At 59.8% G+C, this 24951-nt stretch carries 23 protein-coding genes; 12 read left to right on the top strand and 11 right to left on the bottom strand.

All coding sequences use genetic code 11. The annotated features are described in order from the left end of the window. Nucleotides 1-166: 166 nt before the first annotated feature. From HKD24_RS05340 to HKD24_RS05305, 8 genes are all read right to left on the bottom strand, one after another. Nucleotides 167-1819 carry an ArnT family glycosyltransferase gene (locus HKD24_RS05340; RefSeq protein WP_194259343.1) on the bottom strand — a complete coding sequence of 551 codons (1653 nt, stop codon included), beginning with the start codon at nt 1817-1819 and terminating at the stop codon, nt 167-169. Nucleotides 1820-1891: 72 nt separating this feature from the next. Beyond that, nucleotides 1892-2659 carry a glycosyltransferase family 2 protein gene (locus HKD24_RS05335; RefSeq protein WP_194259342.1) on the bottom strand — a complete coding sequence of 256 codons (768 nt, stop codon included), beginning with the start codon at nt 2657-2659 and terminating at the stop codon, nt 1892-1894. A gap of 4 nt (nt 2660-2663) precedes the next feature. Beyond that, nucleotides 2664-3164 carry a F0F1 ATP synthase subunit B family protein gene (locus HKD24_RS05330; protein WP_194259341.1) on the bottom strand — a complete coding sequence of 167 codons (501 nt, stop codon included), beginning with the start codon at nt 3162-3164 and terminating at the stop codon, nt 2664-2666. 10 nt (nt 3165-3174) lie between these two features. Beyond that, the gene (locus HKD24_RS05325) at nt 3175-3735 is read right to left on the bottom strand and encodes a F0F1 ATP synthase subunit B family protein (protein WP_194259340.1); all 561 of its coding nucleotides are present in this window, start codon (nt 3733-3735) and stop codon (nt 3175-3177) included. A gap of 8 nt (nt 3736-3743) precedes the next feature. Then, complete coding sequence (locus tag HKD24_RS05320; protein ID WP_024717170.1) at nt 3744-3971, bottom strand: ATP synthase subunit C family protein; 228 nt, start codon at nt 3969-3971, stop codon at nt 3744-3746. 83 nt (nt 3972-4054) lie between these two features. Beyond that, entirely contained in the window at nt 4055-4804 is a 750-nt protein-coding gene (locus HKD24_RS05315; RefSeq protein ID WP_194259461.1) for a F0F1 ATP synthase subunit A, read from the bottom strand. Further along, entirely contained in the window at nt 4782-5150 is a 369-nt protein-coding gene (locus HKD24_RS05310; protein WP_024717171.1) for an AtpZ/AtpI family protein, read from the bottom strand. The genes HKD24_RS05315 and HKD24_RS05310 overlap by 23 nt, the downstream gene beginning before the upstream one ends. A gap of 143 nt (nt 5151-5293) precedes the next feature. Next, a complete protein-coding gene (locus HKD24_RS05305; RefSeq protein WP_194259339.1) occupies nt 5294-6817 on the bottom strand; it encodes a TSCPD domain-containing protein in 1524 nt (507 codons plus the stop codon). A gap of 197 nt (nt 6818-7014) precedes the next feature. Between HKD24_RS05305 and mlaD the strand changes: the two genes are divergently transcribed. The 6 genes from mlaD to HKD24_RS05275 are packed head-to-tail and all read left to right on the top strand — an operon-like array spanning nt 7015 to nt 11076. After that, nucleotides 7015-7539, top strand: a complete 525-nt coding sequence (gene mlaD / locus HKD24_RS05300) for an outer membrane lipid asymmetry maintenance protein MlaD (protein WP_194259338.1) — start codon at nt 7015-7017, stop codon at nt 7537-7539. A gap of 3 nt (nt 7540-7542) precedes the next feature. Next, entirely contained in the window at nt 7543-7785 is a 243-nt protein-coding gene (locus HKD24_RS05295) for a hypothetical protein (protein ID WP_194259337.1), read from the top strand. Continuing rightward, nucleotides 7782-8468 carry a DUF2155 domain-containing protein gene (locus HKD24_RS05290; RefSeq protein ID WP_194259336.1) on the top strand — a complete coding sequence of 229 codons (687 nt, stop codon included), beginning with the start codon at nt 7782-7784 and terminating at the stop codon, nt 8466-8468. Before HKD24_RS05295 ends, HKD24_RS05290 begins: the two co-directional genes overlap by 4 nt. Before the next feature lie 48 nt (nt 8469-8516). Then, complete coding sequence (otsB, locus tag HKD24_RS05285) at nt 8517-9239, top strand: trehalose-phosphatase (protein WP_194259335.1); 723 nt, start codon at nt 8517-8519, stop codon at nt 9237-9239. After that, nucleotides 9227-10570 (top strand): alpha,alpha-trehalose-phosphate synthase (UDP-forming), encoded by a 1344-nt coding sequence (locus tag HKD24_RS05280; protein WP_194259334.1) that lies wholly within the window; start codon nt 9227-9229, stop codon nt 10568-10570. The genes otsB and HKD24_RS05280 overlap by 13 nt, the downstream gene beginning before the upstream one ends. After that, complete coding sequence (locus HKD24_RS05275; protein WP_194259333.1) at nt 10561-11076, top strand: disulfide bond formation protein B; 516 nt, start codon at nt 10561-10563, stop codon at nt 11074-11076. The genes HKD24_RS05280 and HKD24_RS05275 overlap by 10 nt, the downstream gene beginning before the upstream one ends. A 6-nt stretch (nt 11077-11082) precedes the next feature. On the opposite strand, the gene HKD24_RS05270 is transcribed toward HKD24_RS05275, so the two are convergent. Beyond that, a complete protein-coding gene (locus tag HKD24_RS05270) occupies nt 11083-11259 on the bottom strand; it encodes a DUF1328 domain-containing protein (protein ID WP_083541185.1) in 177 nt (58 codons plus the stop codon). Nucleotides 11260-11451: 192 nt separating this feature from the next. On the opposite strand from HKD24_RS05270, the gene HKD24_RS05265 reads away from it, so the two are divergent. Then, the gene (locus HKD24_RS05265; RefSeq protein WP_194259332.1) at nt 11452-13485 is read left to right on the top strand and encodes an NAD(+) synthase; all 2034 of its coding nucleotides are present in this window, start codon (nt 11452-11454) and stop codon (nt 13483-13485) included. A gap of 93 nt (nt 13486-13578) precedes the next feature. After that, nucleotides 13579-14970, top strand: a complete 1392-nt coding sequence (locus HKD24_RS05260) for an NAD-dependent succinate-semialdehyde dehydrogenase (RefSeq protein ID WP_194259331.1) — start codon at nt 13579-13581, stop codon at nt 14968-14970. 114 nt (nt 14971-15084) lie between these two features. On the opposite strand, the gene HKD24_RS15265 is transcribed toward HKD24_RS05260, so the two are convergent. Beyond that, a complete protein-coding gene (locus tag HKD24_RS15265) occupies nt 15085-17082 on the bottom strand; it encodes a glycosyltransferase (RefSeq protein ID WP_322783283.1) in 1998 nt (665 codons plus the stop codon). Nucleotides 17083-18355: 1273 nt separating this feature from the next. On the opposite strand from HKD24_RS15265, the gene HKD24_RS05250 reads away from it, so the two are divergent. Together HKD24_RS05250 and HKD24_RS05245 are read left to right on the top strand one after the other, a co-directional pair. After that, nucleotides 18356-19735 carry a beta strand repeat-containing protein gene (locus HKD24_RS05250; protein ID WP_194259329.1) on the top strand — a complete coding sequence of 460 codons (1380 nt, stop codon included), beginning with the start codon at nt 18356-18358 and terminating at the stop codon, nt 19733-19735. Nucleotides 19736-19850: 115 nt separating this feature from the next. Beyond that, nucleotides 19851-22523, top strand: coding sequence for a glycosyltransferase (locus HKD24_RS05245; RefSeq protein ID WP_194259328.1), 2673 nt, complete (start codon nt 19851-19853; stop codon nt 22521-22523). Here the strand turns inward: HKD24_RS05245 and HKD24_RS05240 are convergent. Beyond that, on the bottom strand, nt 22520-23410 hold the full coding sequence (locus tag HKD24_RS05240; RefSeq protein WP_194259327.1) for a rhamnan synthesis F family protein: 891 nt from the start codon (nt 23408-23410) through the stop codon (nt 22520-22522). The genes HKD24_RS05245 and HKD24_RS05240 overlap by 4 nt on opposite strands. 179 nt (nt 23411-23589) lie before the next feature. Between HKD24_RS05240 and HKD24_RS05235 the strand changes: the two genes are divergently transcribed. Then, nucleotides 23590-23859, top strand: coding sequence for an HU family DNA-binding protein (locus tag HKD24_RS05235; protein ID WP_194259326.1), 270 nt, complete (start codon nt 23590-23592; stop codon nt 23857-23859). Nucleotides 23860-24306: 447 nt separating this feature from the next. Then, nucleotides 24307-24939 carry a hypothetical protein gene (locus HKD24_RS05230; protein WP_194259325.1) on the top strand — a complete coding sequence of 211 codons (633 nt, stop codon included), beginning with the start codon at nt 24307-24309 and terminating at the stop codon, nt 24937-24939. The last annotated feature ends 12 nt before the right edge of the window (nt 24940-24951 follow it).

The following is a 24951-nucleotide window of genomic DNA, read 5'->3' as shown; positions in this document are numbered from 1 at the left end:
ACAAAAAACTATTTTACTCAAAGGCTCTCTTCTGAAGATTTCAAGTCATGAAAATATCGGGGGGAAGGTAAAAAAATATTGATTCTGCTGGATTTTGACGGCGTCAAAAGGATGAAAAGCTCGAGAATTTTCTTAATTTTTATGAAAAAAATTAGAGAAATCAGATTTAGCGTGGCGCAAAAAGTCCGAGATCCAGATGATGTCCATTAGAATAATTCAGTCCATGGACACGGCCGTATTCCACAACCTCAAGACCATATTTGAGAAGTGCCTGGGTAAAGGCGGGTTCATCCTTGCGGTCGATCAGTGCAAGGCTGCACTGCGAATGATCATGCAGATATTTGGCCGCCTCGGTCGGACCTATGAGCTGGGTGTTGGGACCCACAAGGAAGACGAGGCTTGGTTCGGAATAGGATGACGAAACAAGCACGCTGTCATTGCAAGGCCGGACATCGTCGAAAAGTTCTGCGATCCGGGGACTGAGACGGATGGTCTGCAGCTTGGGGATGACGCTCAGGAACAGGCCGGCATGCGCGATAACTGCGGCACCTATCGCGCAGAAGGCTGCCTGCCGACGCTGGTGTTTCAGGAGCATCAAGATCGCACCGAGAACCAGAGGTAGGGTTCCTCCAAGGGCGATCAGCGCGGACAGGGAAAATGTGTGCTCAAGTTTATAGAGGGCAATGCTGCCAGCGAAACAGAAGGCGAGTCCGATGGCTGTCCACAGCACACCGTAAATGCCGAAAAGGGCTTTTGCCCATCGGGGCACGGTAGGCGTTGGCCATGCCACAAGACTTGCTGCGGTAAGTATCGCAATCGCCGGATAGGTTGGCAGGACGTAGTGCGGAAGTTTGGTGGCAATCAGTTCGAACACCAGCCAGTGTGGGATAATCCAGCTGAGTAAAAAGCGGACTTGGGGAAGCTTCCGTTTTTTCCAGATGGCGGGAATGGCAAGAGCTGCAAACAGTGAGCCGGGCCAGAAGGCCAGTCCGAAAACCAGAAGATGAAAGCCGGGGGGAAGGCCGTGAGCTTCCTGACCATGGGCGACCTTGCCAAGAAAATTACGGCCGACGGCACGAGCAAAGAAGTCGCCGCCGCTGATGACCTCAATGGCCACGCACCATGGAACAACGACGGCAATCATGAGCAGCCAGCCCCAGCGCGGGCGTAGGCGGGACCACCATGAGCGATCTTTTTCCAGCAGCCACAAGGCCAGGGGCATACCGAAGCCCGGGATCAGAACGACAGGTCCTTTGAGCATCAGACCAACACCCAGCGAGAGCCAGTATGCAATCGCAACCCGGAGATGGGTCGGGCGGTTCTTCTGCCGATCGGTGAGAGCACACAGAAGGGCGGCTTCGATGCACAGGATGTCCAGCAGCAGGACCGTGTCGATGGTCGCCATGTGGCTTTCGGCGACGAACAGGGTTGAGACCATCAGCAGCCCTGCCGCCATCAGGCCAGTCGCTCCGCCAAAAAGCGTTGCGCCTATCCAGGCCGTCAGAGGCACGATGATGGTGGCGGCGAGGAGGCTTGGAATCCGGTAAGGCCAGGTCTTGCGCAGAACCGAGGGACCGAAGATCTTTTCGGCGGCGGCAGTCGAGGCCGCTTCTAGCCAGTAGATGCCGGCCGGCTGGAGATAGCGTGGTTTGTCCTGAAAGCGGACGTCGATGAAGTTGTGGGAGAGAAGCATCTGTTCGGATGCTTCCATATAGCGGGGTTCGTCCCGATCGAGCGGCGGGAGCGTCATGCGGCCGGGGAGTGCGAGCAGAAAGGCCAGCAGCCCGAGAAGAGCATAATGCCGGAGGTTCAGGGTCATGGGGACTCTCCGCGCCGTTCTGTCAGGCCGGGCATGCGGCAGGATCCCGGAGGGCCGGATCCGGTGACGGCTTCAGTGTTCGGTCAGATGGTCGGGCAGGTGCGTGCGGTTCTGAAGCCACATGACGCCCAGAAGGTCACGGATTCCCACGAGGGCCCGGTTGAAATTTGTATATTTCGAGCTACCATGAAGGCGTGCGCGATGCTGGACTTCGATGCAGATCAGTGGCGCGCCGTAATGTCCCAGCAGGGCAGGCAGGAAACGATGAACGCCTTCAAATTGCGGGATCTTCAGGAAGAGCTCGCGGGAGAACAGCTTGAGCGGTGCGCCGGTGTCGGGGCAGCCGTCGTTCAGAAGGCGGCGACGCAGGCCATTGGCAAAGCGTGTTGCGATACGGCGGGACAGGCGGTCATTGCGCTTGCGCCGGACGCCCACGACCAGCGGTGCTGCGCCCGGAGCCGATGCGGCGCGATCCAGCATTTTCAGGATGGCAGATGGGTCGTCCTGACCATCGCCGTCGATGGTGGCGATCCACTGGCCCTTTGCGGCAGTAATGCCGGTGCGGAGGGCAGCGGATTTACCGAGGCGTTTTGGATGGCTGATGATCCGTAGGCAGGGCAGGAGCGTCTGCCTGGCTTCCAGAAGCTTTTTGACGGTGGCGTCGGTGCTGCCGTCGTCAATTGCCAGAATTTCTACAGAAGGGTCGGCGCCGAAGGTGTCTGCCAGTTCCTGACAGACAGGGAGGATGTTCTCCGCCTCGTTCAAAACGGCCATGACGACGGAGAGCCTTGTAAGCTGTCCGTCGTCATGAAAGGAACCTTGCACCGTGGAGGTGGGCATCGGATCAGGCAGCGGAGCGCCGAAGGGCTTCCGGCAGGCTGTCGATGCCCTTGTCGATCAGGGTTGCGGCGATGTCGGGGCTCTCCGTCAGACGGGTCGACACGACGTCGCGGGCTGCGGCAACAGCGATCTGGGCAGCGCGATCCTGGATTTCACGGATGGCCGAACGCTCGGCGGCGTGAATGCGATCCTGCGCCATTTTTTCGTAACGGGTTGCGGCGGCTTCGGCGTCCCTGCGGGCGCGTTCTGCCAGACCGGCGGCCTCGGCTTCGGAGCGTGCAAGCATGGCCTGTGTTTCGGCCAGGGTCTTTTCACGCTCGCGGGTGGCATCTTCCAGCATCTGCTCGGCTTCGCGACGCAGGCGGGCAGCCTCGTCGAGATCGTGGCGGACGCTGTCGGCACGTGCATCCAGATGGCCGGTGACGGCGATCCAGAGCTTGCGCCCGAAAATGACGAAGAACAGGACGAAGGCGAGGGCGGTCCAGAACCGGGGATCGTGGAACATCTTCGTCTCCTTAGGCGCTGACGCGTTTGACGGCGCTGGCGACAGTCTGTTCGTCCTGCGTGCCGATCAGACGCGACACCAGATCCTGGGTAGTGCTGGTGGCGATCTCGGACAGGCTGGACAGGGCCTGTTCACGGGACTGGGTGATACGGGTCTCGGCGTTTGCGATCTCGGTTTCGAGGCGCTTTGCCGTTTCCGCAGCGTGAGCCTCCGCATTGGCGCGGGCTTCGCTCTGGATCCGCTCCACATGGGCGCGGGCCTGCTCGGCTGCTTCATGACGGACGCTGAGGAGTTCCGCGCTGGCACGGTCGGCTTCAGCCTTGGCCTTGCGGGCAACATCCAGATCGTTCTGGATCCGGGTCCGACGGTTGGTCAGCACCCGTTCGACACGCGGCAGTGCGAAGCGGCTCAGGGCGAGATAGAAGCCGCCAAAGATGACGGCTCCCCAGACGACCTGTCCGATCAGCAGCGGATCGTGGAAGTTCAGCTGTGGCATGCCCGCAGCCACGGCACGGCCCGGCACGGCCGCAAGCGGAGCGGCGAACAGGAAGAGGCGTGGCGTACGGTACATGTTCGACCTCAGGCGAACAGGATCAGGAAGGCGATCAGCAGGGCGAACAGCGCGACGGCTTCCGTCAGCGCGAAGCCCAGCATGCCGATGCCGAAGACATGCGGACGCGAGGCCGGGTTGCGGGCAACCGAGCTGATCAGCGTCGAGAAGATGTTGCCGAGACCCATGCCGACACCGGCGAGGGCGAAAACGGCAATACCGGCACCGAGGTCACGGGCGGCCTGGGCGATGCTGATGCCGAATTCGTGAGCGGCTTGAACGTCCATTGTCAGGTTCCTTGTTGGGTCGATTAAAAGGGTTAGTGCGAAGCTGGTGTGGCTCAGTGAGCGACGGCCTCACGCAGATAGATGCAGGTGAGGATGGCGAACACATAGGCCTGCAGCACACCCACCAGCAGTTCGAGGGCCGTCAGCGCGATGTTGATCGCGATCGGGGCGATGGCCAGGACATGGCCGAATGCGCCCAGACCGGCGAGCATGATCGTGAAGCCGGCAAACACTTCCAGAAGCACGTGACCCGCCACCATGTTGGCGAAAAGTCGGATCGACAGGCTGACCGGACGCGAAAGGAAAGAAATGAGCTCGATCGGCACCAGCAGCGGAGCAAGCCAGACAGGCGTTCCAGCGGGCAGGAAGTGCTTGAGGAAGCCGACACCCTGAAAACGGATGGAAGCAAGGATCGAGATGATGAACACCATGATGGCCAGGCCGAAGGTTACGGCGATATGGCTGGTGTACGTGAAGGAGAAGGGCAGCAGACCGAGATAGTTGCCCGCCAGGATGAAGAAGAAGATCGCGAAGACAAACGGGAAGAACGTTGCGCCGTTTTCACCGATCGTGCTGACGGCGAGGTCATGGACGAAATCGTAGCTGATTTCGGCGGCGGCCTGAAGGCGGCCCGGCACGACGGCGGCGGGGCGCATTCCGACATACAGGAAGACCAGAACGACGGCGGCGGCGATCAGCATGAACAGTGGCGACTGCGAGAACCGCAGGGCTTCTCCCAGATGTCCAAGAACCGGATGGAGCTCGAACTGTCCGAGCGCGTCAATCGTCGATCCGGCTGCCACGCTGGCTTCTCCCGTCATCTTTCGGTCCGGACACCATGTCCGAATCCTTCAAAACCCGCCAGACATTCAACATGCCGGCACCACATCCTGCCAGGGCGAAAACGGACAGGAACAGAGCCCTGTACCCGAACCAGTGACCCAGCGCGTAGCCTATGGCTACACCGACCGCGAGCCCGGCCACAAGGTCCGTTCCCACGCGGATCGCCAGTCCAAGGGATGACATGGAACTGTCACCATTGCCCTCGTCGGTTACGGCGAATTCCCCTGAGCGGGGATCGAGCTTCTGACGGGCACGCCTGAGGCGTTCGTCGAAGTTTCCGTCGTCACCGGCAGGGGCGTGTCCCATGAGGTCTGATCCCTTACCCTGTACGCATCCTTCTTACCCGGTCGTTTAACCGGATTCCTTCTCAGCGCAGGCGCTAGCTACCGGCGAGTCCGTTGACTGTCAATGTATTCTGCTCGCCGGAGCCATCGAAACCCGTTTTCGCCCTAGCTGACCAGTTTCAGGCGGTGCCCGCGGTCCTTCCATTCCGGGCTTTCGCCGGAGCCGCGTCCGAAGGGCAGCATGGGGGCTGGATCTTCCGAACTGGGTTCGACGCGGGGGGCGTCCGGCATGTGCTCGCCCAGATAGGCTTCCGACAGCGTGCGGAAGGCGTAATCGAGCATGGAGGTCGCGTAAGCCGTGGACGGATCGCCCTCAACAGTGCCTGCGGGGCCGAAGCGCGTATAGGCGAATCGCTCCACAAAGGCCTCCAGCGGAGCGCCATATTGCAAGCCGATGCTGACGGCGTGGCCGAGGCAGTCCATCAGGCCGCGGGCCATTGGGCTCTCGCGGGGCGGGGTGAGGCTGATCTCGCCGAGCGTGCCGTCCTCGAACTCGCTGGTGCGCATGAAAAGACTGTGGCCGCCCACGGCTGCGCGCTGGGTGAACCCGGTCTGGCGCATGGGGAGCGGGCGGCGCACGCCACGGGCCAGCTTGGCCTGAAGGTCGGCTAGATCGGGTTCCGGCACCGCCGGCAGGAAGTCCACGACGTTCTTCACGGCGGCGTGCATGGCAGCCTGAGCCTGCGGACGAACGGGCGGGAGCGGGGTTTCGCCAGCCAGTGCGAGTGCCAGGGCGGATTCGGGCGTCAGGCCACGGCAGGCCAGCCGGGCCCGCGTGGATGCACGCAGATGTCCATCTTCGCGCAGAGGCGAGAAGGCCGGGGCGAAACCGCAGGTTTCGACGCCCAGAAGCCCTTCGGTCGGGGCCGGGGAGGAAAATCCGGTTTCGATCGGGCAGAAATGTCGTCCCTCTTCGGCAGCGCAGACCGAGGATGCGAGGGTTCGCAGCCCTGACAAGGGCGATTCCGGAATGGAAGGCGGGGACAGCTTCGTCCCAGCGCGGGCTACCGTGGTGGCGAGTGCGGCCATGGCGCAGGCGGCGTTGCGGGCGTCGTCACTGTCATAGTCGAGACCGAGGGCTGCCAGGCAGGCATCGAGATCGGTCAGGAGAATGAGTCCTGCGGCTTCGTCTTCCGGCTTCGCGGGGAGATCGAACAGGGGCAGCTCACCCGTGCGTTCGATCCGGGTCGCGGCGTGAAGGCGGCGCAGGGCATCGCAGGCCAGACGCAGGCAGGCGACGAAATGTTCGGCAGCGAATCCGGTCTCCTGCACGAAGCTGGACAGACGGATGGTGAAGCCGGGTGTTTCGTCCGGCTGGCACTGCCACAGTGCCGCGTTCGGGGCCATCTGCTGCATCAGCAGAAGATAGGACAGGCTCCGGCCCGGCGATGGCGTGTTGGCCGGGGTGCCGGGCAAAGGCGGGCACGCATCAATCGTGTCCACCCAGCGGGCGGCCTCGGCGGCAAGTCTGACCGGCCCACCATTCAGGGTGATCTGCGCGAGGGCCTGTGCGGCCTCGTCATCCCAAGCGGCAGGAAGGGTGACGGAGCGCAGGGCGCTGTCGTCGGGGTCGGTCATGACCTGAAGCGTCCTCATGCGAACGCCGGTCCAGTGAAGGCGAGCTGTCATGCTGCGAATCTACGCCCTGCGACCATGGCCCCGTAAGCCGGAAAAGGGCCTTCGGAAAGCCGCTAATGGGCGGGAACATGGGGATATGGGGGATAACATTTTTCATCAGCCCGATCGGGACGATTTCTACGGGAAGATTGGACGCGCGAAGCGGAGTCGGGTAGTGCAGGAAGGATGATTTTCACGAGGGTAACGTCATGAGCGCTGTCACGGTCCGCCATGACCGGCTGGAGCTTCTGGCCGGGTTCGCAGTCCTGGCCTGTCTTGCGGGTCTTCTGGTTGCGGCCATGGTCGGGCATCATCAGAGCGATGACGGGGGATACCCTGTTCATGCGTCCTTCAGCCAGATCGATGGCCTGACGGTCGGGTCCGATGTGCGGCTTGCGGGCATTACCGTGGGGCACGTGACCGGGGCCGTGGTCGATCCCAAGAGTTTTCAGGCTCAGGTGACGTTTACACTCGCACCCGATGTGAAGCTGCCGACGGATTCCGCGGCGATCGTGACGTCTGACAGCCTGCTGGGGGGCAAGTATATTGCTTTGTCCCCGGGCGGGGCGGATTCGATGGTCAAGGCCGGTGGGGTCATGACCGAGACGCAGGGTTCGATCAGTCTGGAGCAGCTGCTGAGCAAGTTCATTTTCTCCGTGACGGATTCGCTGCAGAAGAGCCAGAAGGCTGCCGCGGGCAAGCCGCCTGCGGGTAGTCTTGCGGATGAGCCCTGAGCCATGACGGATGCGCAGAAAGATGCGTTTCTGTGGGTGGACCACGAAGGCAATCCTGTCTCCTGCGCGGAGAAGGTGCAGATCCTGCGTGAGAACGATGCAGAGCTGCGACAGGCCTTGCAGGATGCGTTTGATGACGGCGTCCTGATGGGGGTTACGCCGCAGGCCATGCTGCAGACCTTTCAGGCCATGCTGTCCGATCTGAAAAGTCCGTTTCAGGGCAGGGCTGGAGAACAATCGTCATGATGAAGCGGCATCCCGCAAAGGCTCTGCTGTGTGGTGCGGCTGGAGCGCTCCTGCTGGGCAGTGCGCCGGTCCGGGCGGCGACGGGTGTGGCGCCTCCTGCAATGTATCCGGCCACGACTTGGCAGGGGCAGTCACAGGCCGTGGTGCGTGTGCTGGACCGTCTGGATGCGCATCTGGAACTGCTGACGATTCCGGTCGGTGGCAGTGCGACCTATCATAGTCTGTCAGTAAGTGTTGAAGCCTGTGTCAGCCGGCCGCAGACGCTGGCGGCGGATGCCGGGGCCCTGCTGCATCTGAAGGACAGCAGCGATCCGCAGCGGCCGCCATTTGATAGCTGGATGCTGGCGCAGGAACCTTCTGTCGCGACTTATGGCAGCCCTTTGTACGATGTGCGCGTTGTCTCCTGCGCGGGAACGCCGACGGCACCGCAGGCGGGGCCTCTGCCTGTGGTGAAGGCACCCGTGCTCGCCAGTGCGGAGGTTCCGGTGGAAGAGGGCGGCGATGCTCCGGCATCCCAGCCCGGTTCTGCCTCAGGTGGTTCTGTACCGCTTGCTCCGGACAGTCATAATCCCATTCCGCTCGCGCCCCCCAGTGGTGCGGCGCCGTCCCTTGCTCCGGCTGCACCAGCGCAGCCTTCGGGTCAGCCTCTTCCGCCTCCCGAGGCCGATCCCGGTCTCGAATAGCATCGGATGGGGCGGAATGATCCAGAAACAGGAAGAAATGACAGCTTCATGATTCAGGTTCCCTTTTCTCCGTCCCAGGCGGCTCTGCTGCTTGATTTCGATGGCACACTCGTCGACATCGCTCCCACTCCCGAAAGTGTCCGCGTCCCGGATGGACTGACGGATGATCTGCTGCGTCTGCGGGACATGCTCGATGGTGCGCTTGCGATCATCACGGGGCGTCCCATTGCTCAGATCGACCATTTCCTGCCGGGTATTCCCTATGCGGTGGCGGGCGAGCACGGTGTGGTCGTGCGCCCCGCTCCCGAACAGGCATTGCGGGAGCGCGAGCTGCCCGTGGTCCCCGCGCATTGGGTGAATGCGGCTGAAAAAACCGCGTCAGATCATCCGGGTGCCAGTGTTGAACACAAAAAAGCTGGAATGGTGCTGCATTATCGCCGCGCTCCCGAGGCGGAATCTGCTTTTCGGGAGCTGACGTCGGCCTGGCCGGTGGAAAGCGGGGGGTTCCATCTTCAGGATGCGCAGATGGCCATAGAGCTGCGGCCTCTGGGGATCGATAAGGGAATGGCGCTTCAGGAACTGATGGCTGAGGCGCCCTTCAAAGGACGCCGCCCACTTTTCGTCGGTGACGACGTTACAGACCGGGACGGGGTGAGGGCGGCGAACCAGATGGGGGGCGCAGGCTGGCTCATCCCTGATGATTTTCCAGACGCAGCCACGTTCCGTCGCTGGCTGCATGATCTGTCGGAGGGACGTGGATGGGGCGCCTGATCATTGTTTCCAACCGGACACCTGCCCCGGGGGAGCGTACGCAGCCCGCGGGGGGGCTGACGGTCGGGCTGTATGACGCGATACAGACGAAGGAAACCCTGTGGTTCGGATGGTCGGGACAGCAGCACGAAGATGCTGCTAAACGGCCGGTCCAGCAGGAGCAGGTCGGGAACGTCAATTATGTGACGTTCGATCTGACGAAGCGCGAATATGACCGCTTCTATCTGAATTTTTCCAATGGTGTCCTGTGGCCGCTGTGCCATTACCGGACTAATCTGATCCGCTATACCCGCGAGGACTGCGACGCCTATTATGCGGCCAACGAGGTCTTTGCGGACAGGCTGGTCGGACTTCTGGAGCCGGGCGATACGATCTGGATCCATGACTATCACCTGTTCCCGCTGGCACGGATGCTGCGGGACCGGGGCGTGAAGGGCCTAATCGGATTCTTCCTGCATATTCCGTTTCCGCCCTGGAGTGTGGCGCGGCTGTTGCCCAAGCTCGACATGCTGCTGACCGGGCTTGCGGCCTGTGATCTAATCGGGGTGCAGACACCCGAGGACGAGACCAATCTCAAGGGATGCTTTGAGGTTTACGGTCTCAAGCCCGCTGTTGAAGCAGTGCCGATCGGCATTGACCCGGTCAGTTTCCGCCAGCAGGCCATCGAGAGTGCGGCTTCCGACGAAGTGACGAAGATCGTCGATACGCTTGAGGGGACGCGACTGATCATCGGGGTAGACCGGCTGGACTATTCTAAGGGTCTGCCGGAACGGATGAAGGGCTTTGCGGCGCTTCTGAAGAACTATCCCGAGCATCGGGGGCAGGTGACGTTCCTTCAGGTGACGCCGGTCTCCCGTGGTGGGGTGGAGAGCTATCGTCTGCTCAAGGAAGAGCTGGACGGGCTGGTCGGGACGATCAACGGCGCCTATGGCACGCCGGACTGGGTTCCGATCCGGTATACGACCTGGCCGATCGGGCGGCATATTCTCGCCGGGCTCTACCGGATGGCGGATGTGGGATTTGTCACGCCGCTGCGCGATGGCATGAATCTGGTCGCCAAGGAGTTCATTGCGGCGCAGGATGAGGATGATCCCGGCGTGCTGGTATTGTCCCGGTTTGCGGGGGCGGCTCCGGAAATGCCCGAGGCACTGCTGATCAATCCGCTGGATGCCGAAGGGATGGCGGATGCGCTGCATATCGGCCTGACCATGGACGTCGAGGCCCGTCATGCGGCATGGTCGGCCATGTATGGCGAAGTTTCCCGCAACACCGCGGGCAGCTGGTCCAAGCAGTTTCTTGATAGCCTGGAGGCAATCCGTTCGTGCCACTGAACAGAACATACCGCCCTGTTTCAACGTCTGCACTGGGCGGTCTGTATGTTCTGGCGGGGGCGGTGGCCCTCGGTGTGGTTTGGTTTGCCGAACACTGGTTGCAGCTTGCGCCCTGCGAGCTGTGCCTGTGGGAGCGGCGCCCCTGGTGGGTGCTGATCGGGCTTGGGATCATTACGATCGTGCTGCCGAAGCGTTATGCGCGGTATGGAGTTTTCTTCGGACTTCTGTGCCTGATGACCAGCATCGGGCTCGCCGTGCTCCATGCCGGCGTGGAACACAAGTTCTGGCCGAGCCCCGCACCTGAGTGCCGGGCTCCGGTATTTCATGGAGGAAATTTCAAGGACTGGATGTCCACCATGCCGGCACGGCCGAACAAGCCGTGTGATTCGCCGGATTATCTTTTTGGTCTGCCGATCTCCATGACGGAACTGGGCGGACTGTACGCGATTGTGGTGTTTGTGGTTGCTCTGGTCGGGAGCGCCCGAATGGGACGCTCCCGACGCTGAGTTGGATCAGAGGCGTGTGCCGCGTCCACGTCCGAAGACGAGGCTGACGATCAGCAGCACCAGGAAGATGAAGAAAAGAATCTTGCCGATATAGGCAAAATCTGCCGAAATTCCGCCAAAGCCCAGCACCGCGGCGCACAGGGCGAGGATAAGGAAGGCAATGGTCCAGCGTAGCAGGTCCATGAGAATGTCTCCTTTGTCAGTAGCGCCCTCCGACGGAGAAGCGGGGTTTGAAAAGGCTGAACGGCGGCGAGGTGAACAGGTTCATTTTCGTAACATCCGTTTTATTTTCGGGCTGTTTGCACAGTCCCCGTTTTCGATATTGCCATGGTCAGGGGTTCTGAATCCGGAAGCCCTGCCTGCCGGAGAACCGTCATGACCCTGTTTCGCTCCCTGTATCATCAGGGGTTCGCCCGGATCGCCGCCTGCACGCTGCCGGTGACGCTTGCCGAGCCGCGCATTAACGGGGAACGGGCGCTTGAGGTGCTACGTGAGTGTGACCGGCAGGGCGTGGCGGCGGTGGTGTTTCCGGAGCTGGGGCTGACGGGCTACACGCTGGAGGACCTGCGGTTTCAGGATGTGATCCTGAATGGAGCGCTTGAGGCCCTCCAGCAGGTTATGGCGGGCTCGCGGGAGCTTCTGTCTGTTGCCGTAGTGGGCCTGCCACTGGTGCGCGGGGACCGGCTTTATAACTGTGCGGCGGTCGTGCATCGCGGGCGGGTTCTGGGTGTCGTGCCAAAATCGCATCTGCCACGCTACCGGGAGTTCTATGAGCCACGGCATTTTACGGCCGGGCTTCAGACATCCGGGACGATCCGACTCTTTGGCGAAGATGTGCCGTTCGGGGCAGATCTGCTGTTTCAGGCCGAGGATGTACGTGGGCTGACGCTGGGCGTGGAGATCTGCGAGGATCTGTGGGTTGCGTCTCCGCCGAGCGGGAAGCTTGCGGAAGCAGGAGCCACGGTCATTCTCAATCCGTCCGCATCACCGGTCACGATCGGGCGCACGGACGACCGGTCGCTTCTGTGTCAGGCGCAGTCCATGCGGACGCTGACGGCTTATGCTTATGCGGCGGCGGGTGAAGGGGAGTCCACGACCGATCTGGCCTGGGACGGGCAGGTCTCGATCCATGAGGCGGGGCGGCTTCTGGCGCAGTCGGACCGTTTCCCGCAGGGTGAGCGGCTGGTGATCGCGGATGTGGATCTGGATCTGCTGCGGCAGGAGCGGATGCGGACGGGCCAGTTCGGGCAGCCAGGACAAGAATTCCGGACCGTCGGGTTCACGCTTGCGCCGCCAATGACGGATCTGGGGCTGAAACGGGAAGTCGTGCGGTTTCCGTTTGTGCCGTCCGATGCGCGGACACTGGCGCGGGACTGCTATGAAGGCTGGACCATTCAGGTCAGCGCCCTGCGCCGACGGTTGCAGGCGAGCGGGGCGCAGCGGGCCGTGATCGGGGTTTCAGGCGGGCTGGACAGTACGCTGGCGCTGCTGGTGGCCGTGCGGGCTGCGGATGAGCTCGGCTGGCCGCGGACGCATGTTCTCGCCTACACGATGCCCGGATTTGCGACGGGAACAGAAAGCCGTTCTATGGCCCATGCGCTTATGGACGTGCTGGGCGTTGAGGTGAATGAGCTGGATATCCGCCCAACGGCGCAGACAATGCTGGCGGGGATCGGTCACCCCTTTGCGGAGGGGCAGCCTGTTCATGACATCACGTTCGAGAACGTACAGGCCGGTCTGCGGACGGATTTCCTGTTCCGGATTGCCAATTACCGCAACGGGATCGTGATCGGGACGGGGGATCTGTCGGAGCTGGCGCTGGGCTGGTGTACCTATGGCGTGGGGGACCAGATGTCCCATTACAACGTCAATGCCGGGATGCCGAAGACGCTGATCCAGCATGTCATCCGCTGGCTGGCGCGGGATGGAAAGCTGGGCGAAGGCGTAGGGCCGGTTCTGGAACGGATTGTCAGTGCGGAGATCACGCCGGAACTGGTGCCCGATACCGGGCAGGGCGTGCAGAGCACGGAACAGACGATCGGACCGTATCCGCTTCAGGATTTCACACTTTATCATATTCTGCGTCACGGGTTCCGGCCGTCCAAGATCGCTTTCCTGGCGGAGAAGGCTTGGGGTGATGCATCGCGTGGGACATGGCCCGCGCATTATCCTGAAGACCGGAAGGTGGCTTATGGTCTGGGTGAGATCCGGCACTGGCTTGAGGTGTTTCTGAAGCGGTTTTTCGGGACGAGCCAGTTCAAGCGTTCGGCAATGCCCAACGGGCCGAAGCTGGTTTCAGGCGGGTCCCTTTCACCCCGCGGGGACTGGCGCGCGCCTTCCGACAGCAGTGCGAAAGCATGGCTCGAGGAGCTTCGGGACGGGGTGCCAGATACGGACACAGATCAGTGAACTTTTGATCTCTGAAGGCGTAGGGGCTTTCGTGCACTGGTATTCGTGCCAATATGCAGGAAACCAAATCACCAGACAGGAACATGACTCGTCATGGCTTATGCTACGATCAACCCTTATACCGGTGAGACGCTCAAGACTTTCCCGGAAGCGACTGACCAGGAAGTTCAGACCGCTCTGACCGAAGCTTACGATACGTTCAAGAGCTGGCGCCACACGTCTTTTGCCGAGCGTGCAAAGATCATGACGGCAGCGGCCAACATTCTTCGTCGTGACATCGACAAGTATGCCAAACTGATGACGCTCGAGATGGGCAAGGTTCTTGCCGAGGCCAAGGCAGAGACGATCCTGTCTGCAGAGATTTTCGAATACTACGCCAAGAATGCCGAGAAGCTTCTGGCTTCGGAAAAGCTGCCGGTTGCCGATCCGAAGGAAGGCGAAGCGGTTCTGATCCATCAGCCGCAGGGCATCGTGTTCGCCATCGAGCCGTGGAACTTCCCTTACTACCAGATCGCCCGCATCATTGCGCCGCAGCTTTCCGCCGGTAACACGGTCATTCTCAAGCACGCATCCAACGTGCCGCAGTGCGCTGCCGCATTCGATGACCTGATGAAGGAAGCCGGTCTGCCGAAGGGTGGATTCCGTAACCTTTATACGGCCCGCCATCATACGGAAACGATCCTCAAGGACCCGCGCGTCTGTGGCGTGGCCCTGACGGGTTCCGAAGGGGCTGGAGCCATTGTTGCTGGCATCGCTGCACAGGCTCTCAAGAAGTCCACGATGGAGCTCGGCGGTTCTGACGCGTTCCTCGTTCTGGATGATGCCGATCTGGAAAAGACTGCCAAGTGGGCTGCCTTTGGGCGCCACTGGAATGCCGGTCAGGTCTGCGTGTCGGCCAAGCGTCTGATCGTGGCGGATGCCGTGTATGACCGCTTCGTCGAGCTGTACAAGGCGGAAGTTCTCAAGCTGAAGGCTGGCGATCCGATGGATCCGTCCACGACGCTCGCACCGCTGTCTTCGCAGAAGGCTGCTGATGACCTGAAGGCCCAGGTCGAGGAAGCCAAGAAGCACGGCGCGGTTGTCGAGGTGATCGGTAATCCGGTTCCTGAAAAGGGTGCCTTCTTCCAGCCGCTGCTGATGACCAACCTGCACGAGAACAATGAAGCCCGTCTGTGGGAGTTCTTTGGTCCGGTAACGCAGCTGTATCGCGCCAAGGACGATGCCGATGCCATCCGTATCGCCAATGACTCGCCGTTCGGTCTGGGGGGTTCGGTCTTCACGAAGGACACCAAGCGTGGCGTGAAGGTTGCCGAGCAGATCTATACGGGCATGGTCTATATCAACCATCCGACGATGGTGAAGGCTGACCTGCCGTTCGGTGGCGTGGCCCGTTCGGGTTATGGTCGCGAGCTGATCGGTCTGGGCATCAAGGAATTCGTCAATCACAAATTGATCGACGTTGTTGATATCGATGCACCGTTCTGATCAAGGCGTATCGGGCTTCTTCGTGAAGCCCGGTTCGATCTTTCAGGTCATGAAAAACCCGCTTCCGGAGGTGTCCGGGAGCGGGTTTTTTTATGCAATTCAGAAGTGGGGGCGTCAGTTTTTCCGGGGCGTTGCGCGTTCGGCGCTAAGGCGGATCCACGGATGTCTGGCCTGAACGAAAGCCACGACGCGGGCCTTGTGGGCGTCTTTTTCGGTCGAAGCATTTGTCATGGATGTCTCGTGCTGGCGGTAATCGGCCAGAATTTGCGGAACATGATGGCCCGGAAGACCGCGTTCCGCCAGTGAGCACCACAGATCAAAGTCTTCCCAGCCCATTGCTTCACGTGAAACATAGTAGCCGCCAACGGCAGCCCAGGCCCATTTGGTGACCATGGCCATGGCGTCGATCCTGTTTCCCGAGACGAGGGAAAAAGGATTGAACGGCAGATCACCAAGAAGCTCGGGCGTCCCCGGCTGTTGATGGGTGTCTGCGCTCATGTCCAGCAGGACCGGTCCCTTTTCATTGAAGCAGGCGATGATCGGATAGGCATAGGCCGTGCCATTCTGCATGGAGCCGAGAAGCGTTTCGCAGGCCTCGGGTCGCAGGGTGTTGTCGGCATCCAGTTGCATGACATGGATGGTTTCGGCCGCATCCATTCCGATGTTGCGTGCACCGCCCAGTCCGGCATTCGCAACGGACTGGCGCAGGATCAGACGGTTGAAACGGTCGCAAAGCCGTTCCATCCATGTCCGGGCCAAAGCGATCGAGCCATCGGATGATCCGTCATCCACGACGATCAGATCCAGCAGGGGCAGGGTCTGCGCTGCGACGGATTCAAGCGCGTCCAGAAGGTGGGCTTCATAATTATAGGACGTAATGACGACCGTAACGGACGCCTCGCCAAGCGCATCATGATGGAAGAGCGTTCGGCTGGGTGGGATGACAGGAAGGGCGGAGGACGCAAGCCGGTCTCTGGCGAGGCGGGTTTCCACTGAAAGAGCGGCAGCTTCGTCGCCGGACATGGACATCAGGGCAAGTTTCATGCGACGCGCCTGAGCCTGCGGACTGAAGGGCCACAGGACGGAATGATAGGCGTCACGTGCCATCCGGACACGCCGTTCCGGGTCGTCGATCAGTTCGATTAGGGCTTCGTACCATTCAGTCGGCGTATCGGCCAGAAAGCCGGTCTCTCCCTGACGGATGACCCGCCTGAACGGACCGGTCGGGGACGCGATCGTTGCTGCTCCGGAGAGGGCGGCCTCGAAGAACTTGATCTCGCTTTTGGCTTCGCAGAAGACATTCCCGGTCTCCAGAGGCGCGATGGAGATGTCGAACCGGGCGAATTCGTCCTGCAGTTCGTCGAGGGGGACCATGTCGCGCCATTCGATCTGGTCCTGGACCGGGATCAGGCTGGGAAATTCTTCCATGAGCAGGACAGGCCGATGGGTCTCCGGCTCGCGGAACAGAACCAGACGAGCCTGAGGACGCTGGCGCAGGATCTCCGCGATTGTAGGACAAATGGGTGCGAAATCCCGCTGGTGGGTTCGTGACCCGGTCGCGTAACCAATGCGGACCAGCCCGTCTCCGGTGTTCACGCGGCCGGGTTCACCACGCATGCGCAGTGCCAGGCGGGCACGCTGGAGAGAGGGCACGTCGTAAATATTGGGAAGCAGGTGTACCACGGGCCGCAGGCTGTGCATGGCAAAAACCAGTTCAGCCGTTGTGGTCGATCCCTGATCGCAGCGCAGGAAGGTGCGGCGCATGTCAGAGAAGCATTGCTCGATACGGGCTTCAGTAGCGCCAACCGAACGGATGCCGTCAATCATGTCAATGCGGGCATAATGCGGGACAAAGACAATATCATCCGCATCAAAGACGGTGATGACATTTTCGGCTTGGGCAAGATCGAGGATGGTACTGACGTGGCCGCTATATTCCACGCGCCACAGGACCATGACGTCTGCCCAGTGGATATCGTCATAGCCAACTGATGCGCAGGGCAGGACCTTGGCTTCAAAACCCGCATCCCTGGCCGCCGCGGCGTTGCGGTGGCAGCGGTAGAGGACACCTGGTGTACCCGGTTCGCCCGCAACGAAAAGGACACGACGCACAGAGAAGGATGCTGGTGCCGGAACAGGAGGCGTTTCCTGTGTGTCGGTTTCCTGAGCTGGAATCTCGGGTGACGGAGAAGGTGGATGTAGGGAGCGTTTCAGTCGCCAGTATGCCCGGCGCCAGAATGAAGATTTTGGGGAACCGGAGGGAGCAGCGTCGACAGAATGCGTGTCTGTGGCTGGCTGTGCGAAGACTATGTTTTCTGGTTCCTGCGACGGTGGGTTTGCCAGAAGACGCCTTGTTTTGGCGGACAGCATCCGAAGAGAGACGCGAAGATCCTGAATGGTTTGTGTTTTCTCCAGCGATGACTGCTGGATGGCCCTGGTCTGGGAAAGGATGTGGCGGGTTTTTCGATCGTCATCGAGAAGGAGGCGGATGCTGTGACGAAGGCCCTGACTTTCCGGCGTATCTGACAGCAGGAATTTCAGAAATGGCGACTCTCCTGCATCAGTCAGGACTGTATCTGAAGTAAGGGCAAAGGCACCCTGAGCAGGAGGTGATCCGAATTGAAGAATGGGTACGGATGAGGGGTTCGCCGTTGCGTTCTCGGAAACGTGGAAGAGCAGGGGGAGGGTGGCGGCGCCATTATGATCCGCCAAGGAAACAATCCTGATGTCCAGTGCCGAACAATAAGTTTCCAAGGCTACGCTAAGAGCGGGACGGATTTGGGCGTGAAGGTGTGGTGCATATTCGATCCGGGCAGCGGTCAGTCCCTGTTCCTCAGCCAGAACCGTTGTCAGCCAGACCATCAAGGAAATGTGATCCGGGTTGTCCTGCGGACGGAAGACGTTTCGGGATGCTGATTTTTCAGCTGCCAGCAGAAGCGCCAGACATGCCAGATAATGGTCCGTTTTTGGGTGGGGAAGTGAAGTGGGGATTGAGAAATTCACGAATGGGCCTGTCAGGATCGCTGTGTCTGTGAGGGATGGTGAGGGTTAGAAGACGGGAAGTGCAGCCCGGTATGGAACGATGCAATATTGCTGACATTTATTTCTTATGAAATTAACATTGACGGAACTTTTTCGATATAAAAGGATTTGATTGAAGAGCCGGATCATCCGCTCTTTTCCGTTTCCATATAATGAAAACGGAGAACTCGTTGACGATGTGGCATCTTGAATCCTCAAATGACAGGCAGTGAATCCTTGTATCGTTTGCAAAGTGGATTGCTTTTGGCAATCTTGCTCTGATATATCCAAGACTCGTCGCTCGATCATTTGGGTGGTCCGAGGGCCGCCGGTGCGAGGCAACCTTTTTTAGGAGTGCATGGTAATGGCTAACATTACTACAGTAGTTGGCGCCTCCGGCCAGACCTTTGCGGTCACGGTCAATGGTGGGCAGACCCAGCTGCTGGCACAGCAGTATCAGAATGCTGTGTCCTCCCTCCACACTAGTGGCGGGCTTGATTCTTACGACATGGTTCCGGGTAGCAACGCTTCTTCCGGAAGCAATGCCGCTCATGGCCTGATCAGCCAGGGGGGACAGTATTCCCTCACGGACAGCACCACGCAGTACATCTCTGTTGGTAGCTACTCCACGACGGGTCAGGACACGCTGAACTCTGCAGTCAGCCTGGATGTCTCTGGCAGCACGGCCAGCAACATCAGTGTTCTCGCCGGTGATTATGCCGGTGTGTCCATGACGGCTGGCAACCAGAATGGCACCTTCATCGGTGGCGTTGGCAACAACACGTTCAGCGGTGGCAGCTCCACCGGAAACTGGAACATTGCTACGGGTGACGGAAACGACACCATTACGGGCACGAACGGTAACGACACCGTCAGTGCCGGTCTTGGCAACAACAAGATCGATCTGGGCAGCGGTACGAACGTCGTTCGTTCCGAAGGTCAGGACACCATCGGTGGCACGACCGGTACCGACACGGTCACCCTTCTGGGTGGTAGCTCCGTGGTCACGCTGGGCGCAAACGCAACGGTTTACGACACAACGTCGCACAACACCGTTTCGGGCGGCAACAACAGCTTCATCACGGGCGGCAGCTCCAGCACCTACTTCTCGACCGGCGCCATGAGCACCGTTTCGGGCGGTCTGAACGACACCATCTCGGCATCTGCCGATATGTGGCAGGTTCGTGGTACGGCCAATTCGATCAATGCTTCGGGCGCTCTGACGTTCCTGAACGGCACGGGTGCAACGACCGTTTCCGCTGGTACGTCCACGCTGTTCGGCGCTTCGGGTCTTGACCTGATGCTGGTCGGTGGATCTGCAAGCTCTTCCAACCTGTTCGTTGGCAACGAAGGCAACGAGACCGTCTCGGCTGCTTCCTCCAACGGCACGCTGCATGCTTTCGCAGGTACGGGCAACGAAACCATCATCGGTGGTTCCGCTTCCGATACGCTGGTTGGCGGTTCGGGCGCAGCAACCCTCACGGGTGGTTCGGGCGCTGGCAACCTGTTTGCCCTGACCAAGGGCACTGCTGGTGGTGATTACACGATCACCGACTTCGGTAGCGCAGCTGGTAACCTGATGGCTCTGTATCAGTACGGTCTTCAGAACAACAATGGTCTGGCGAATGTTCTGTCGAGCGCAACGGTTGCTGGTGGCAACACCACGATCGCACTGTCCGACAATTCCAAGATCACGTTCGTCGGTGTTACCGATTTGAACGCTTCGAACTTCAACCTGAGCTAATGACGGCTTCTGTCATCTGACAGAACCTGAAATGTTCAGGAGGGCCGGATCCGCAAGGGTCCGGCCTTTCGTGTTTCTACGTCAGTTTTTTTTATTTTTGTGAAAGCCAGACAGAATGCGGGATGACCCGCGCGATACCCTGACCGACAGTTACCGAAGTGCAGCCCGGCTGAATGGCTTGAGAGCCGAGGAGTTGCAAAGGGAAAACCAGAAGCTTCTGCGTCAGCTTTCCCTGATCCAGACCTCCTTATCCTGGCGTGTGACGGTTCCTCTGCGGGCAGTTCGGGCCCTGATGCTGGGCAAGCTGCTTTCGGGACGGCCTGTACGCGAATTGCCGGAGCGTTTCCTGCGGCTCTGGGGGCGGGATGGTCTTGCGGGCATCAGGAAGACTGCCATTCACCGTTTTCGTCGGTTGCGACGGACGCGTTCTGGTCTGTCGGGCCCGCAGGGCGAAACGGGTCAGGATCATCCTTACAGAACTGTCAGCCCTGTAACGGATGGACTGAATCCAAAGATTCTGATCATCGCCGAGCTCAGTCTTCGGCAATGTGCCAAATATCGCGTCTGGCAGAAACGGGATTTCTTAACAGCGCTGGGTTGGTCAGTTCAGGTCGTGGACTGGCGCGACATTGCCGAAGCCATGTCAGCCCTGCAGCTTTGCACTCATGTCATTTTTTATCGGGTTCCAGGTTTCGATGATGTTCTGAAGCTGGTGGCAGAAGCGCACCGGCTGAAGTTGGCACCGCGCTGGGAGGTGGACGACCTCATTTTTGATGAGGACGAATATCGACAGAACGGGAATATTGAGACGCTCCCTGCGACGGAACGTGACCTTCTGATGTCGGGCGTGGTGCTCTTCCGTCGGTGCATGCTGGCCTGTGGGCGTGGAATTGCCTCGACTCAGGCTCTTGCAGACGCAATGCGCGATGCGGGTCTGAGTGATGTAGCTGTCCTTGAAAATGCCCTGGATGTAGAGACGCTCAGGGTCGCCTCGTCGCTTCCTGTGCATCAGGGAGCGGACCGGATCTGGGTGTCCTATGGATCAGGGACGAACACCCATGATGCCGATTTCAGACAGGCCGAGGCGGGTTTGCTGGCGGCGATGGCTGAGGAGCCTCGGCTGTGCCTGAAGGTGATCGGGCAGTTGCAGCTCTCTTCGGCTTTCAGCCGTTTCGGAGACCGGGTTGAGCGTCTGACAGAGCTGTCATATCCGGACTATCTGCGGGCCCTGTCGCAGACGGATATTGCGATTGCGCCGCTGGAGCGGACGTTGTTTAACGACTGCAAGAGCAACATCAAGTTTCTTGAAGCGGCTGTAGTCCGGGTTGCTGCCATCTGTTCTCCCTGTGCGGCCTTTCTGACCATCATGCGTGATGGAAAAAACGGTCTTCTCGCTGCGGATGCGGAAGCGTGGCGAAACGGGTTTCTGTCTTTGGCGCGGGATGACGGCTATCGCAAGCGGCTGGCCGATGCCGCGTATGCGGATGTGATAGCGCGGTATGCTCCGGAAGCCATGGCACAGACTCAGGCCCGTGCCCTGTTTGGCGTTCCGGCGAACCGGTCAGAGCCAGCCCTGAAAATTCTGATGGCGAATGTCTATTTTGCCCCTCGCTCGTTCGGGGGAGCGACGATTGTTGCCGAAGAAATGGGGCGCCGGCTGGTTCGCAAAGGGGCACAGGTTGGCGTTATGACGTCCCGGCCGTCTGTGGCGGATATTCCTGACGGCGACATCCGCTACGATGTGGACGGCATGACGGTCTTTGCTTCTGTGCTGCCCGATGATCAGGGCGGTCTGGGGCAGTTGGACAATCCGGCGATGGCTTCCCGGTTTTCGGAGGTGCTGGAAGCGTTTCGACCGGATGTGGTGCATGTTCATGCGGCACAGGGACTCGGAACAGGTCTGTTGAGAGTTTGTCAGGAGAAAGGGATTCCGTATGTCCTGACGCTTCATGATGCTTGGTGGCTGTGCGAGCGGCAGTTCATGGTCCGTGCTGATGGGCGTTACTGTTTTCAGACGACTATCGACCTTTCGGTCTGTCAAGTCTGTGTCCCGGGTGCGCGCCATCTTCGGGATCGGGATGTCGTGATGCGGCAGGCTCTGGAAGGAGCGGCGCTTCTCATCAGCCCCTCACAGGCGCATCGGGATCTCTATCTTGCCAATGGCATTTCTCCCGACCGTATCGTGGTCAACCGGAATGGATTCCGCTGGCCGGAGCGTTCCCGTCGGGCGCGGATTGCCGGGTCACCATTGCGGTTCGGATTCGTCGGGGGGACCGAAGCCGTTAAAGGATATGATCTGCTGAAAGAGGCCATGCAGTCCCTGTCGCGGAGTGACTGGGAGCTTGTGCTGGTCGATAACAAGCTCAATCTCGGCTTTCAGTCGATTTTTCCGGAAGACTGGTCGGTCCGTGGACGGCTTCGGGTTGTACCGGCTTATACGCAGGTGGAACTGGACGATTTCTATGACCAGATCGACGTGCTGCTTTTTCCATCGCAATGGAAGGAAAGCTACGGGCTGACAGTACGTGAGGCGCTGGCGCGGGATGTCTGGGTTGTCACGACGTCGCCTGGCGGTCAGTCCGAAGACGTGGTGGATGGGGTGAACGGAACCTGTCTGCCGCTGGATGGAAAGGCGCAAACGCTGGCGGAAGTTATCTCCGCGCTTCTGGATATGCCCGGGCGTTTCGACGGTTATATCAATCCCCGAAAGGACTGTCTGGCGACATATGACACGCAGGCAGACGAACTTTATCAGTTCCTGAAGCAGGCCTGCGGGCGGGAGGTCTAGCGGCCAAGGAGCAGGGCCGTGAGCGCATGCTGTCGGTCTTCGCTTGCAAGGGCCTGCACAACTCTGGCCCGAAAGCCTGCACGTTTGGCGCGGCTGCGTGGCGGTGTTGAAGCCAGATAGGCCGCGATCCAGTCTGGATTGAAGAATGCCGGGTCCGGGATCTCCTGTCTCCACAGATGGGTGGACGCAATCCCGCTGGGATTGTCGCGCAGCAGTTCGGTCTTGATGAAGGGAGCATGTCCGGAGCGCAGGACCGTGCGCCAGTCGGTGTGCATGGGATTGAGAGCCAGAAGGCGTGCAAGGCCGCGGGGATTGCTCCAGGCCGCGCCCGACGAAAGACCGGCGGCCGTGATGGCTAGCCCAAGACCAAGCTCGCCATGCAGGACGATTTCGTCCTTGCTCATTTCAGTGAAGGGTTGGCTGAAGATGCGCTGGATGGCCGGATGGTCAAGAGCGTCCCGGGTCATGCACAGGAACCAGGATTGCAGATGGGACACTACCGCTTCCGAGCGGACCATGCCCCAGACCTGAAGTTCCTTGTCCCGCATCCGCTCCACGATCGGCCGTAGTGGAAGGAGAGGGCCGAAAACGCTGTCATTGGCGAACAGGATTTCGGAAGCGTTGCGGTCGCATCCCAGAGAAAGCAGGAACTGCCATGCTCCAAAGTCCAGTCCGGCATTGGGACGCGGATGGACTGTCGCGGCAACAGGGGCGGGACCTTCTGCGAGATCGTTTCTGAGCGACTGGGCAGCTGTCTCCGAAAGACCCGAGGCGGCGATGTGGATCGTGAAGCCGCAGGAGGCAATCTGGCGGAGCAGATGACGTGTGTGATGAGGGATTTTCGTTTCTGTGCTGTAATATGCAAATAGGCAGACAGAAGCTGACACGGGCGGTCCTGTTTAAGAAAGAAACGTTAAATTCGTGATATACGGTTGTTTCCGGAGCGGTTCTATAGGAAAGACAGAGACATCCCAAGGAGATAGATGCTCCGCCCTTCGGTTCGCATTAGCGGCATTTCTGTACCGGCAAGATGCGACCTGCACTGAGTAAATCCGGAGTTTTATTCATGAGCAAAGCTTTTCTTGCCGCAGTTCTTCAAGATTCGATGAACTGTACAGGAGTTGTTGCCCAAAAGGCCGTCAATGACATGATCGAGGCCATTATCGAGGAGCTGCGGGAAGAGGGTGGCTTTACCCTACCATCCTTCGGAACCTTTACGGTCTGTGAAACCAAAGCGCGGCAGGCCGTCAATCCGCGTACGGGCGAACCTGTGGAAGTTTCCGCCGGGCGTACCGTGAGGTTCAAGGCCAGTCCGGGACTGAAGCAGGCTGTCTGAAGGGAGTTGGCTGGGGTTGGGCGGAAGGCCTTCATTCGTGGAGCAAGTTGCATTTCGTCGGCAGTCGGATTGGTCGCATGGTTCTGTAAAGGCCAGCAGATCTCGACAGGTGGCTTGATGACGACATGGCGGGTGGTTTTGCCCGCGTCCCCCGCCGCCCGACGAAAGTTGAGCGGGCCCGTCAACAGCAGGTGGATGGCTGACCGATGCTCAAGAAAGCACTGGAAAAGGAAGCCTGCCTTCGGTTTGCGTGGTTGATGAGAGTTGAACCTTTGTCCTGCGGTAGGAGACCGGCTTTCAGAGCCATGTTATCCAAGCAGTGATATTATCAGGTGTTTGAATGTGGCCTTGCTGAAAAAGATTGCCCTGACCGCCGGGGTCGGTTTCACCGCTCTGTGTCTCACTGTCGCCTGGGGGGTTCACAAGGAGTATGTCGATGAGACGACAATGTCCCACAAGGTCTTCATCGGCGATGACTGCTTCGTCATTCCACCAGGATACGGCGCGGGTCTGGGCGGGCGTGTCGGCAACACAGAGATGGCTCTGATGATGCTGAGGATGGTGTATCCTTCACTGGCCCCTTTCAGGGAAGATGGAGCCCGAAAGTCGAGCGGTTATATCAATCCGTATGAGAACTCGGGGCTTGTGGATGTTGCGCTCCAATACAAAGAACTGAACAACGTCTCTGACGAAGAAATGTTCAGGCGTTTTATTAAATACGGATATTCAAAGCATGACGGCCCGAGGTCAGATGGCTGGGAATCCTATGAAGTTAGTCCCGGCAACCTTTATGTGAAGGACAGTAATGGCCACAGGACCACGATTCACTGCCTCTCCCCCATGGGCAGAGGTCTAGGCTTCTGCTCTCACATCATGCCCTTATGGGAGAAGGATGAAGGCAAAAAGTTCTATGACTATGCGCTCAACATAACCTTCTCGAGGAAATACATCCCCCATCTGGATGAACTTCTGGGTGCGGTCCGCCGGAAGGTCCAGTCCTGGCACAGGTGCTCAATCCCGCAAGTAGTGTCATTCCCGAAGGTTGAATCCTTCCCGACTGTCAAATCTTCCCCCACGTAGGGGAGGAGGGCT

Origin of the sequence: Gluconobacter vitians, assembly GCF_015244565.1 — a bacterium.
Classification (GTDB): domain Bacteria; phylum Pseudomonadota; class Alphaproteobacteria; order Acetobacterales; family Acetobacteraceae; genus Gluconobacter; species Gluconobacter vitians.
Note: the sequence above shows the minus strand (reverse complement) of the source record. Positions and strands in the feature narration are given on the sequence as shown.